The organism is Bacillus sp. ISL-75, from assembly GCF_018613095.1.
In genome coordinates this window covers 1-11,879 of record NZ_JAGGQX010000035.1, presented here as the reverse complement: position 1 = coordinate 11,879, position 11,879 = coordinate 1, and the positions used below count along the sequence as shown (strand labels likewise).

Genomic DNA, 11,879 nt, shown 5'->3' with positions numbered 1-11,879 from the left:
CATCCGTTTATTTTACAATCGAAGCATCATCTTCTTTAATTAACGCCCCCTAATCAACTGACTCGATGCGTTAGTTTTACAATTCATTAAACCATTCATCATCGACAGGTTCAAACCAATCCGTTTCTCCCGGTGTAATTGCTAAGTGGACAAATTGTAAATAGGCATCACCGATAAAGTTTGATTCAACTTTTTGTCCCAATGGAAAGATTGTGCTATTGCTTAATTGTTCATTTGCCATATTTTAATGCCTACTTTCTTTTGTTTATTATAGTTATTTTCACTTTGTCTAATAAGATATAATTAATCACGTTTTATTATATACTTCATCCAAAGCCCATCATCGTCCAGTAAGCATCAGATACTTACTCTGTAAGCACCTCTACTATATGATCACCGGTTCTATCACTACTCTCATCTGAAATGTAGTTTTTTGTCCATCCTAATTTTCCAGAAGGATCAACTGCGACAGCATACCTTTTAGCATCTTTGTTTGCTACATAATCTATTCTAGGGATCCCAACGATAGATTTGATAAAGATATACATAATCAGTTCCCAGTCTTTTAAGAGTTTTATCAATTTCACTCATAATATGCTTTGGGGATAGACCAGCACCGTTTGGACCTTCATTTACTGGGTAAAAAACCTTTGAGGTGATGTGACAATTTCATCCCGATTGGCATATTCCTTTAAAATTCATTATATAATCCACCAACTTCGTCTAATTCAAACCATAATTGCTTTTATTTATAACGGTTGCTAAACTGTTTTTATAACTCAATGAATAAAAGGAGCTTAACCATGATTAATAAAATTGGAAAAATCACTGTATATGTACAAGATCAAGAAGAGGCAAAAGATTTTTGGATCAATAAAGTCGGCTTTGTCTTAAAAGTGGAGCAACCTATGGGACCAGACGCATTTTGGATCGAAGTCGGACCTAGTGAAGACGAATTTACTACTTTAGTTCTTTATTCTAAGTCAGCAATGGAACAACATCAACCTTCTAAAGTTGCCCATCCCTCCATTCTTTTCAGCACCACTGACATTGAAGCAGCTTACGAAAAAATGAAACAAAATGGAGTAACAGTGGAGGAAATGTTAAGACTTCCATTTGGAAACATGTTCTCATTTAAAGATCAAGATGGTAATGATTATTTAATTAGAGAAGATAGATAGGTATTACATAGACAGATTTTACTCATTAAAGTAAGAAGAGTTATTTTGAATTTATGGCAAAATAACGCTTCTTTTTTGATAGGAAATATTAGAATCGCACAACAGATAGCCTTTTCTTTTTAAGGAAAAAATGTCTATTACTACGGTAATGGTTTTACTGGTCTTTCCTTACAAAAGGTACAACTATTATCGCCACAAACATTAGCTTTCCACTCATTGCATTGAGGACAAAATTCCGAATCATATAACTCATAAAGGATTAATCCATACCCACAAGACTTACAGTACTCTCGCACAAATGTGCCATCGATTTCCCCCCATCGATGATTACACTGTCAGTCTCGACAACAATTTTTCTTTTCAATTTAGTAGCCTGCCTTTCTTTCCACTGAAGTATTTTTTATTGTTATAAAAAACACTGATTGGAATTAAAAAGCCGCCCTCACTTTATGTGAGAACGGCCAGTTCATTAGAAGATTACACCATTATTTTGCAAATATCATTCGTAAATTCGACTGGGTCACTGATTGGTAATCCTTCAATCAATAGTGCTTGATTATATAATAACTTGGTATAGAGCTCTAATTTTGATTTATCGTTTTCAAATGCTTCTTTTAATGATTGGAAGACTTCGTGATTGTTATTGATTTCTAAGACCTTATCCGCTTTGATATTTTGGTTATTCGGCATCGCAGCAAGAATTTTTTCCATTTCAATCGATATTTCCCCTTCAGTTGCCAGGCAGACCGGGTGGGACTTTAACCTTTTTGAAATCCTTACATCCTTGACTTTATCAGCTAAAATGGTTTTCATATAGTCAAAGAGTTCTTTGTTTTCCGTCTCTGTTGATTCGGAATCGTCCTTGTTTTCTTCCCCTTCGATTCCCAAGTCACCACTTGAGATGGATTTGAATTCTTTTTCTTTGTAGGTCATTAACATTTTAATTGCGAATTCATCGATATCCTCAGTGAAATAAAGAATTTCATAGCCTTGTTCAGAAACGAATTCTGCCTGTGGTAATTTTTCAATTCGTTCAATTGATTCACCGGAAGCGTAATAAATATATTTTTGGTCTTCTGGCATTCTTGATACATATTCATCTAAGGTGACCAATTTCTTCTCTTTAGAAGAATTAAACATGATCAGGTCCTGTAATAATTCTTTGTTTGCACCAAAATCATTATAAACTCCGTACTTTAACTGACGACCGAAGGATTGATAAAATTCTTCATACTTTTCGCGTTCTTTCCTTTGAAGGCTTAATAATTCGCTTTTGATGTTTTTGTTAATGTTTTTAGCGATTAGCTTCAATTGTCGATCATGCTGCAGCATTTCTCTTGAAATGTTAAGAGATAAATCTTCGGAATCGACCATCCCTTTAACGAAACTGAAATGGTCTGGCAGTAAGTCAGCACATTTTTCCATGATCAGAACCCCATTGGAATAAAGTTCTAAGCCCTTTTCAAATTCTTTCGAATAGAAGTCGAATGGGGTTTTTTCAGGAATATATAAAATGGCATTATATCTAATGTTCCCTTCGACGCTGATATGGATATGTTTAATTGGCTTGTCAAATCCGTAGCGTTTTTCGTTATAAAAGTTCTCGTAATCTGCATCGGTAAGCTCGCTCTTATTTTTTTTCCAAATCGGAACCATGCTATTAATAATCTGTTCTTCTTGATAATCCTCGTATTCGGACTCACTGCCTTCCTTGAGTCTTCTGTTATTAACATCCATTTTGATCGGATAACGGATGAAATCAGAATATTTCTTGATAATCGCTTTTAAGCGATATTCCTCTAAATACTCATCATAGTTTTCATCTTCACTATTTTCTTTAATCTTTAAAATAATTTCTGTCCCAACTGGATCTTTATCTACCTGCTCAATCGTATATCCATCAGCACCTGTGGATTCCCATTTAAAAGCCTCATCGCTATCTAAATTTTTACTAATCACAGTAACTACGTCAGCAACCATAAAAGCAGCATAAAAACCTACTCCAAACTGACCGATAATGTCATAGCCATCTTTTAATTCGTTTTCCTTTTTAAATGCTAGGGAACCACTTTTGGCAATCGTCCCAAGATTTGTTTCCAGTTCTTCTTTGGTCATCCCGATCCCCGTATCGATAATCTTAAGTGTACGGTTTTCTTTGTCAGCTTCCAATTTAATATAATAATTGGATTGGTCAAAACTTAAAGCATCGTCAGTTAAGGCTTTGTAATAAATTTTATCAATGGCGTCACTGGCATTAGAAATTAACTCTCTTAAAAATACCTCTTTGTGAGTATAAATGGAGTTAATCATCATCTCTAGTAATCGTTTAGATTCTGCTTTAAACTGTATCTTCGACATATAAAAAGCCCCTTTCTGAAATAAACACCTAATTTTAAACTTCTTAGCACTCCACCTGTCCGAGTGCTAATTCAATATAATTTAAATACCATATCATATTTTTCGTGTCAATAAAGAAGTAACAAAAATAGTTTACTGCTATCAAACTTAAGAGAAAATAGTGGTTCTTTTTGAGACTATTTAATACTCTCCAGATCAATTCCTTCCACAAACTCAACAAAGGCTTTCACAATATTTAACTCTAAAGATTCTGCATAGTAGAACATCCAAGTCTTACGTATGATTTTATCCCCATCTTTTGTTCTAATCTCATATTTGTGGATATCATCCAGATCGTTTATCAACAAACTTGGCAAGATTGCGTAACCTAACCCGTTGGCAACCATCTTTTTGCATGTATCAGCTTTATTGACATCGATACTGACTGATGCCGGCTGCGAATAGTTTTCATTCCACCAATTATCCACTAAGGTTTTAAGTAATGGATCCGTGTGATAATCAATTCTCGGTAAAACAGGGAGGCGGCGGATATCAATTTCTTCTTTAGAAGCAATACAAATGGTTTCTTCAAAGAGCAGTTTCTTTTGATCCTTCCAGCTATAATCTCCTCTTACAAAGCCAATATGTACATCTTGATTGTACATCATATGGGTAATATGGCTGCTTAATCCTGTTGTTACCTTGAACTCAACATCAGGGCACTGATTTTTGAAGAGTTTTAAGAGCCCGGGAAGTTTATAATCGGTAAAGAAATTTGAAACACCTAATCTTAAGATACCGGATATTTTATCCTCCATATTCAGAACAGTTTCTTTTATCTTTTGGATCCGCCATAACATTTCATGAGCACTTTTTGCCAAATATTCGCCCTGCGAGGTAAATTGGACTCCGCGCCGGCCCCTAATAACAATTTGGACTCCAAATTGTTTTTCCATCACTTTCAATCGATTGGTCAAAGCTGGCTGAGAAATATACAATAGTTTAGCTGTGTTTGTTATATTTTTCTCTTGATAAAGGGTTTGTAAAACCATCCAGTCTCTTTCGTCCAACATTTTCACCCCCCTAATTACAAATAACCTTTGCTTATGGATAAACATATTCATTCGATATTTTATTTATTGCTATGATTATACTATATTTAGAATATGTTACCTCAAGTAAAGTGTATTATTTTAGATTCAATGAAAGAAGGCCGGTAGATATGAAAAGAAACAACATTTTTTTCCGCAGTGTTTGGTTTATCGCAATAAGCAGCTTAGGCGGATTTTTCCTCTCGTTGACGGGTCTCTCCATTGGATGGATGATTGGTACATTTCTAACAGCTGCCTTACTGTCATTTTTGAAACCATCACTATTAAGACGTGATGCCAATCAAAAGGGTGTTCCAAAATACTGGTTGTATATGGGACAGTGTATTTTGGGAATTGAATTGGGACAGAAAATAAACTTATCTTTTTTGCATATTTTTGAAGAATATTGGATGACCATTCTTCTCATGCTTCTTCTATCTGTCTTTTTTTCTCTACTTTCTGGCTTTGTACTTTGGAAATACAGTAAAACTGATATGCTTACCAGCTTTTTTGGAACGGCTCCCGGCGGATTGTCCGCCATGCCAGGGATTGCGGAAGAGGTCGGGGCGAATACTGCTGTCGTCAGCATTATTCAAACCATGCGCGTTTTTTTAGTTATCCTTATTATTCCTATTTTTGTTTCTTCATGGGCTAGTAATCCGGTAGATCATGTCCCCTTTCCTGCCAAGACTGATTCTCCCATAGCATTGGAAAATCTGCTCTGGACTGTAGTATTAGTTGGAATTGCATACGGGGGGTACCACTTGGGCAAGTATTTAAAATTCCCTGCTCCATGGTTGATTGGAAGTTTGGTGGGGGTTGCCATTGTCCAATCGCTCGGTTCTTTGTATATGGGTCATGATATGGTTTCATGGTGGCCGCATGTAGTGATCACTTTATCTCAAATTTTTATTGCGGCAAGTATTGGTTCCCGTTTTCATAAAAGCATGTTTATAGGATTAAAGCAGACGATGATTATCGCCTTTTTAAGTACGATTGGTCTTATTTTTTCCATGATTATGTGTGCCATTTTTGTTTCAAAAGTAACAGGGATTGCACTTATTACCGCGGTTCTGGCATTTGCTCCTGGCGGTATTGCTGAAATGACAACAACTTCTGTTGCGCTAAATGCAGATTCTACATTTGTCGTTGCAGTGCAAGTACTCCGAATCATAATTGTGTGTGTTATATTGCCGCCATTTTTCAGGTTGTTAAATCTTTGGGAGCATAAAAAGCACATATCTTCTCAAGCATCCGCTTAATTTGATATACATAAGATCTCTATTGTTCGTATAATAGTAAAAAGGGGAATCAAGATATGTCCAATTTACATGAAAAAGGAGCAGGTATATTCTGTGATCCGAACGATAAAAATACAGAAAGATTAGCATCCTTAATGAGGGGTATTATTAAATCTTCTGGAATTCAAAAAGAAGATATTATCTTTCTCTGCATTGGTTCAGACCGCTCTGTAGGAGATTCATTGGGTCCTTTAGTTGGGACAATGCTTAAAGAACATCAGGTACCTTATCGTGTTTACGGTACTTTGGAAAAGCCAGTTCATGCATTTAATTTAGAAGAAACATTAAAAGAAATTAATAGGCAATTTAAAAAACCGCTTATTATTAGTGTGGATGCTTGTTTAGGTGATCAAAATCAAGTGGGTTATGTTTTCTTGAAAGAGGGACCACTTGTTCCGGGGAAAGCCCTAAAGAAAGTATTGCCAGAAGTGGGGGACTATCATATTACCGGGATGGTAAATTATATCGATCCGTTACCAGCGATGCAATTTTTAAATGATACTCGTCTATACACCGTTATGAACCTTGCAAAAACAATCGTAAAAATCATTACTCAAGCGACCAATGAGAGTTCTGGAACTTTTTAAAAAAGTTAGGCTGTCCCAAAAGCCAATAAGAAATGGTTTTTGGAACAGCCCCGCTTCTATTAAGGTTTTATAATTAAAATAGAGTGATAGCCCCTGTCAAGATAGCAACAATGATAAGAATTACTGAACAAAAAAGAGCCCATTTAAATGCATACTTCTGTATTTCCCCGATGTCCTTATTGACCATTCCCACTAATAAAAGAGTCGAAGCCACAAGAGGACTTAAAAAATGAACAGGCTGTCCCAATACGGAAGCTCTGGCAATTTCTAAAGGACTCACTCCATAAGCTGTTCCTGCTTCAGCAAGAATCGGTAAAACGCCAAAGTAATAAGCGTCATTGGATAAAACGAAAGTAAATGGCATGCTAGTCAAGGCAACGACTACCGGAAAAAAAGAGCCTAAAGAATCAGGAATGATGGCCACTAATGAATTTGCGATGGCATCGACCATTTTCGTGCCGGAAAAAATCCCAGTGAAAATTCCTGCGGCAAATACTAATGTAACAACCGTTATAGCGTTAGCTGAATGTGCCACGATCCGCTCTCTTTGTTGCTTTAAATTTGGGTAATTAATAACGGAAGCAATTACAAATCCGATTAGAAACAAAACTGGTACCGGTATTAAACCCATTACAAGAACGACCATGATCGTAAGCGTTAAAAGAAGATTTACCCATATTAATTTAGGACGCTTTAAATCGGCTTGTATGGCGGAAGCAGCCGCAGCTTCACTAAGAGCTACACTCATTCCAGGAGCAGTATTGATTTGGACAACTCCAATCCTCTTACGCTCTTTTTTCCCAAGTACATAAGCGGTAAAAAGAATAGACGCTATTCCTGCAAGCAGTGTTGGAATAATTGGAACAAAGAATTCATTTGCATCAAGACCTAAAGATGCTACCGCTCTTGTAGCGGGTCCTCCCCAAGGGGTCATTCCACTCATAATGCTAACAGAAAGCATAGAAATGGTGGCAAGAATAAGAGGATTCATACCAAGTCGCAAGTAAAGCGGCAGCATGGCAGAGATGGTAATCATATGAGTTGTTGTACCATCACCATCTAAAGCAACAGTCATTGCAATCACAGCAGTTCCTATTGCTATTTTAACCGGGTCCCCTTTTACAATTTTCAACATAGATTTAATCAGTGGATCAAATAATCCTGCGTCGATTAGAACTCCAAAAAACAGGATAGCGAACAATAACAAAGCAGCTGAAGGTGCAACAACCTTTAATCCCTCATACATCATTTCCCCAAGTTTAGAACTAAATCCACCAATGATGGCAAAGACAATCGGTACAATCGTCAGGGCAGTAACCGGGGATAAGCGTTTGGACATAATTAAGTAAGTAAACACAACGACCATTGAAATTCCCAAAAAAGTAAGAATATTAATCTCCCTCCCATTAAAAAGAAATCGCTTACAAAAGAATAAGGTATAGTCTTTTTTCATTCCATGCTCCTTTTTCTCCTTTTTAGAATAATTTAAATATTAAAATAAGTAAAATAGAAGTTTTTTAACATTTTTATATAAAAAAACTTATAATCCCTTTTACCGAACAAAAGCACAATAAAATCGTCAAGATCTCATTGTGCTTCTTCATTAAAGATTGGGATGACTATTTAAAAAATCAATAAAGTTTTTTACAGAAGATAGTTTTAAAGACTCCTCGTTATACATTAACCATGTATTTCTTAATACAGGTTCTTCATTCTTATAGGATAAACCATATGTATGCAGGTTATCAGATGGCTGCATGCATATTTCTGGTAAGATGGAAACGCCAAGACCATTTTTAACCATTTCTTTGCACGTCTCCTGCCGATCCGTTTCCATTGTAACTAATGGAGGTTCAGAAAATCTATCATGCCACCAGCCATTCATTAATCCTTTCAATGAGCTGTCTGTTTTATAATTTATGAATGGAAGATTTGGCAGGTTCTCCAGATCCACCTCTGTTTTTGAAATTAAACATAGTCTTTCCTTGTGTAGCAGTGTTTTAATTCCATACCATTCGTAATTTCCCCGCAATATTCCTAATTGAACACTAGCAGAGTCAAGGAGATTCATGATTTCTGTACTCCACCCTGTATTGACATTAAATTGAACAAGAGGATATTTTATTGAAAACTTTTTAAGTATTTTAGGAAGTTTATATTGAGCGAAATTGCTAGAAACGCCCAAACGCAGCGTGCCTCTTACTTCATTTTGCATATTTAACATATAATCTTTCGTTTTTTGGAGTTTTTTAATCATTTCTTCCGCATAACCCGCTAAATGTATACCTTCAGAAGTAAACTCAATTCCTCCTTTTATTTTAAAAAATATACTCGTTCCGAATTCTTTTTCTAAATTCTTAAGGCGGTATGTTAACGCTGGTTGCGAAATGTATAATCGCTCTGCTGCCCGGCTTATATTTTTTTCCTCATACAATACCCTTAACGCGATCCAGTCTTTTTCGTCCAATTTATACTCCCCTTGTATTAGATTATAATTTTTTTTTTACTTTTTTTAAAAAAAATATGTATTTTACTTATGATTGAACCTATCATACTATATTTTCATAGGAACTGGTAGGGGTAAAACATTATATATAAAGGTGGTTAACGCAATGAAGGTACCCGTGGTTTTGATGCGTGGTGGAACAAGTAAAGGAGTTTTTCTCAATTTTGAACATTTGCCCTCAAATCGCTCGCATTGGGAAGACTTCTTACTCGACATAATGGGTAGTCCGGATCACAGACAGATTGATGGTCTAGGTGGGGCAAATTCCTTGACAAGTAAGGCAGCAATTATTAAAAAATCGGATTCGCAAGAATTTGATGTGGAGTATACATTTGCCCAAATAAGCATTAATAATCAAATGGTTGATTTTAAAGGGAATTGCGGTAATATATCATCCGCGGTAGGACCCTACGCAATTGAGCAAGGTTTAGTTCCGGTAAAGGAGCCAGTCACAATGGTAAGAATTTTTAACACGAATACACAAAAATTAATAATAGCAGAGGTAGAAATTGAAAATGGCCAAGTGAAAAAGGAAGGAAGTTGTTCCATCCCAGGCGTGCCTGGTACAGGATCACCTATCTATCTTACTTTTAACCGTGCTGAAGGAGCTGTTACGGGAAAACTCTTTCCAACTGGTAATCCAATTGACATGATCAAAACAAGTGATCGACTTTTTCCTGTTTCTATTATTGATGTCGCCAATCCACTTGTTTTTGTTAGGGCCCAAGATATCGGTCTGACCGGGAGTGAATTACCTGCTGACTATACACAGGAAAAGTTAAATGAACTCGAAGAAATCCGTTCGATTGCAGCTGAAATGTGTGGTTTTGCCGATAGGAAATCTGCAACGCTTCTATCTCCTGCTGTACCGAAAATGGCCATTATTTCACCGCCAATGGATTACATTGATATGACCAGAACAGAAAGAAAAGCGGAAGAAATGGATTTGATGATTAGAATGATGTCGATGCAAAAGCCTCATCAGGCTCTTGCAATCACAGGGGCCATCTGTGCAACTGCAGGAGCCTTCTTACACGAAACAACTCTATCAGATATGGTGAACATTAAACAGGAGGTTTTTCGATTAGCTCACCCAGCAGGAATTATGGAAACGAAAGTGGACTTCCTAGCAGGCCACATACGTGCCATTAAAGTGGTCCGTACTGCGAGAACTATATTAGAGGGCTACGTGTATACGAAAAGAAATTACGAGATTTCCTATCAATTTGCTTGATTAAAACTTATCTGAATTTCACAACATCAAATCATATTTTAATTGGAGGCTTTCAAATGTGGGTCATAACTCTCTATTTAAAAGGAAATATTAAAATGTTTGAATTTGACAAAAAAGAGGAAGCTATCGAAGCTTTCAAAAATTTTCAAGGCGCCAAAGTTCTTTCTGAAATTGTATACTTTAATGACCCCTGTTTTGTATAAATGGATTTTAAACTATTATGATGCCTGAATGGGGACACTATAAGAATACGAAAAATTAGTAGAAAACAAAAAAATTGGATTCTGCGTTTCTGTAATAAACAGAAACGCTTTTTTTAAGTGCGCGAAAAAAAGCAATATATAAAGCGCGCTTTACCAAACTGCAATCTCGTTATTGACCCGGAGCATTGCTGCCTCATGTCCACTACGATCTTCTTTTTTTAATGAAACCTCTAACCTATCATCATTATCGAATGTTAAAACAATATTTTGATCACTTATAATTTTCGACTTCTTTACTTGATGGTTAATAAGAGAACATAAAGAATCTCGATATCCTAACGAGGCGCTTTCAAAATATCGGCCATTCACGACAGAAACTGGCAATGAATATGTAGTCAAGGTTCCATTAATCTGTTCACCTTCAAAATAAAACTGCAAATAATCTCTAATAAAAATGACTGAGCTAACTTCTGTATTTTCCAAGGTTTTAATAAACATGGTTAACCTCCGAACTTCGGCATATTAATCCTTTTCTTCCAAATGGGAATATGAAAAAAGGCTGCAAACCCAACACTCATTTAAATTCACACCCACCATTTTGGGAACTATTTTTGTATAACATATCATATTACTTGGCTTTTTAAATGTGCAATTTATGAAAATATTATGTCAATTTTACATTTAGACTTAAACTGAGTTGTATTGATTCATTCTTCTTCCTTATTTCTAAAATCATTTCACTTCTACACATTTCTTTTGTAATTATATTTTTTACACAATTGACATATCCGCAACAATATTGACATATATTTTATCAATCGCATCGGAAGGAGGGTAAACTAAATGGATAATCGAATTTTTTTATTTCTTGCTACAATTTTATCTGGTTTCGCACTTATTAGAGTTCCTTTAGCTGATTCATTTCTTGAAAGCGTTTCCCCAATCACTGATATCATTGGTATACTAACTGTTCTAATCTTCTCACTCGTCTTAATTTATAAAGGAGTTAGAAGTTTGTTCAGTAAGTAAATATGATTATGGAAAGCACTCTATATAGGGTGCTTTTCACTTTCAATTAAATGTTATCCACCTACTAAAATAAATTAAACGTTTTTGCAAACAATAAAATAGTGTTATTTATTACTCAAACCGATTTAAAGGAGAATATAAAATGAAAAAAGATACATATCCAAAAGGAGAACCAACTATTGCAGAAGGTATGGATACAGAGGATGTACTAAATAGAGATGCCACTCAAGCAGAAATTGAAAATGGGGATTCAACAAGTGTCACTGTTTTATCTTTGGATGAAAACGATCCAAGCTAATTTAGTCTAAGAGTAGACCATGTAGATAGCAGACTACAGCTTTGGAATCACCCAAATAATTGTAAATATTTAAAAAAGGCCAAACCATTTTGAACTGTAACCCATAATATGG

Annotated in this window: 13 protein-coding genes and 1 pseudogene; 6 read left to right on the top strand and 8 right to left on the bottom strand. The window is 35.6% G+C overall.

The annotated features are described in order from the left end of the window. Positions 1 to 76 precede the first annotated feature (76 nt). The 3 genes and pseudogenes from J7E63_RS15325 to J7E63_RS15315 form a co-directional block, all read right to left on the bottom strand. Positions 77 to 241 carry a hypothetical protein gene (locus J7E63_RS15325; RefSeq protein WP_215013804.1) on the bottom strand — a complete coding sequence of 55 codons (165 nt, stop codon included), beginning with the start codon at positions 239 to 241 and terminating at the stop codon, positions 77 to 79. 124 nt (positions 242 to 365) lie between these two features. Further along, positions 366 to 581, bottom strand: a complete 216-nt coding sequence (locus J7E63_RS15320) for a hypothetical protein (protein WP_215013801.1) — start codon at positions 579 to 581, stop codon at positions 366 to 368. Then, a pseudogene (locus J7E63_RS15315) lies at positions 517 to 695 on the bottom strand (aldo/keto reductase); the annotation flags it as partial. The pseudogene J7E63_RS15315 and the gene J7E63_RS15320, both read right to left, overlap by 65 nt. 108 nt (positions 696 to 803) lie before the next feature. Here J7E63_RS15315 and J7E63_RS15310 point away from each other — a divergent pair. Beyond that, positions 804 to 1,181 (top strand): VOC family protein, encoded by a 378-nt coding sequence (locus J7E63_RS15310; protein WP_215013799.1) that lies wholly within the window; start codon positions 804 to 806, stop codon positions 1,179 to 1,181. A gap of 477 nt (positions 1,182 to 1,658) precedes the next feature. On the opposite strand, the gene htpG is transcribed toward J7E63_RS15310, so the two are convergent. Next, a complete protein-coding gene (gene htpG / locus J7E63_RS15305; RefSeq protein ID WP_215013797.1) occupies positions 1,659 to 3,539 on the bottom strand; it encodes a molecular chaperone HtpG in 1,881 nt (626 codons plus the stop codon). Between the two features lie 176 nt (positions 3,540 to 3,715). Further along, the gene (locus J7E63_RS15300) at positions 3,716 to 4,588 is read right to left on the bottom strand and encodes a LysR family transcriptional regulator (RefSeq protein ID WP_215013883.1); all 873 of its coding nucleotides are present in this window, start codon (positions 4,586 to 4,588) and stop codon (positions 3,716 to 3,718) included. 152 nt (positions 4,589 to 4,740) lie between these two features. On the opposite strand from J7E63_RS15300, the gene J7E63_RS15295 reads away from it, so the two are divergent. Together J7E63_RS15295 and yyaC are read left to right on the top strand one after the other, a co-directional pair. Then, positions 4,741 to 5,871, top strand: a complete 1,131-nt coding sequence (locus J7E63_RS15295) for an AbrB family transcriptional regulator (protein ID WP_215013795.1) — start codon at positions 4,741 to 4,743, stop codon at positions 5,869 to 5,871. A 56-nt stretch (positions 5,872 to 5,927) separates the two neighbouring features. After that, positions 5,928 to 6,497 carry a spore protease YyaC gene (yyaC, locus tag J7E63_RS15290; RefSeq protein WP_215013793.1) on the top strand — a complete coding sequence of 190 codons (570 nt, stop codon included), beginning with the start codon at positions 5,928 to 5,930 and terminating at the stop codon, positions 6,495 to 6,497. Between the two features lie 73 nt (positions 6,498 to 6,570). Here the strand turns inward: yyaC and J7E63_RS15285 are convergent, their stop codons facing one another. Together J7E63_RS15285 and J7E63_RS15280 are read right to left on the bottom strand one after the other, a co-directional pair. Beyond that, complete coding sequence (locus tag J7E63_RS15285) at positions 6,571 to 7,887, bottom strand: CitMHS family transporter (protein WP_215013881.1); 1,317 nt, start codon at positions 7,885 to 7,887, stop codon at positions 6,571 to 6,573. Between the two features lie 213 nt (positions 7,888 to 8,100). Next, on the bottom strand, positions 8,101 to 8,964 hold the full coding sequence (locus tag J7E63_RS15280; protein ID WP_215013784.1) for a LysR family transcriptional regulator: 864 nt from the start codon (positions 8,962 to 8,964) through the stop codon (positions 8,101 to 8,103). 145 nt (positions 8,965 to 9,109) lie between these two features. Here J7E63_RS15280 and J7E63_RS15275 point away from each other — a divergent pair, with 145 nt between their 5' ends. Further along, positions 9,110 to 10,237: a 2-methylaconitate cis-trans isomerase PrpF family protein gene (locus J7E63_RS15275; protein WP_215013782.1), complete on the top strand. Its 1,128-nt coding sequence runs from the start codon at positions 9,110 to 9,112 to the stop codon at positions 10,235 to 10,237. Between the two features lie 353 nt (positions 10,238 to 10,590). Here the strand turns inward: J7E63_RS15275 and J7E63_RS15270 are convergent, their stop codons facing one another. Continuing rightward, positions 10,591 to 10,938, bottom strand: a complete 348-nt coding sequence (locus J7E63_RS15270) for a hypothetical protein (RefSeq protein ID WP_214716771.1) — start codon at positions 10,936 to 10,938, stop codon at positions 10,591 to 10,593. Positions 10,939 to 11,283: 345 nt separating this feature from the next. Between J7E63_RS15270 and J7E63_RS15265 the strand changes: the two genes are divergently transcribed. Together J7E63_RS15265 and J7E63_RS15260 are read left to right on the top strand one after the other, a co-directional pair. After that, positions 11,284 to 11,469 (top strand): hypothetical protein, encoded by a 186-nt coding sequence (locus J7E63_RS15265; protein WP_214716772.1) that lies wholly within the window; start codon positions 11,284 to 11,286, stop codon positions 11,467 to 11,469. Between the two features lie 142 nt (positions 11,470 to 11,611). Further along, complete coding sequence (locus J7E63_RS15260; RefSeq protein WP_215013780.1) at positions 11,612 to 11,767, top strand: hypothetical protein; 156 nt, start codon at positions 11,612 to 11,614, stop codon at positions 11,765 to 11,767. Positions 11,768 to 11,879 lie beyond the last annotated feature (112 nt).

What these genes read in the sequence shown, in the direction of transcription:
- J7E63_RS15260 (WP_215013780.1), top strand. Translation starts at nt 11,612, where the DNA reads ATGAAAAAAGATACATATCCAAAAGGAGAACCAACTATTGCAGAAGGT.
- J7E63_RS15275 (WP_215013782.1), top strand. Translation starts at nt 9,110, where the DNA reads ATGAAGGTACCCGTGGTTTTGATGCGTGGTGGAACAAGTAAAGGAGTT.
- yyaC (WP_215013793.1), top strand. Translation starts at nt 5,928, where the DNA reads ATGTCCAATTTACATGAAAAAGGAGCAGGTATATTCTGTGATCCGAAC.
- J7E63_RS15295 (WP_215013795.1), top strand. Translation starts at nt 4,741, where the DNA reads ATGAAAAGAAACAACATTTTTTTCCGCAGTGTTTGGTTTATCGCAATA.
- J7E63_RS15265 (WP_214716772.1), top strand. Translation starts at nt 11,284, where the DNA reads ATGGATAATCGAATTTTTTTATTTCTTGCTACAATTTTATCTGGTTTC.
- htpG (WP_215013797.1), bottom strand. Translation starts at nt 3,539, where the DNA reads ATGTCGAAGATACAGTTTAAAGCAGAATCTAAACGATTACTAGAGATG.
- J7E63_RS15325 (WP_215013804.1), bottom strand. Translation starts at nt 241, where the DNA reads ATGGCAAATGAACAATTAAGCAATAGCACAATCTTTCCATTGGGACAA.
- J7E63_RS15270 (WP_214716771.1), bottom strand. Translation starts at nt 10,938, where the DNA reads ATGTTTATTAAAACCTTGGAAAATACAGAAGTTAGCTCAGTCATTTTT.
- J7E63_RS15310 (WP_215013799.1), top strand. Translation starts at nt 804, where the DNA reads ATGATTAATAAAATTGGAAAAATCACTGTATATGTACAAGATCAAGAA.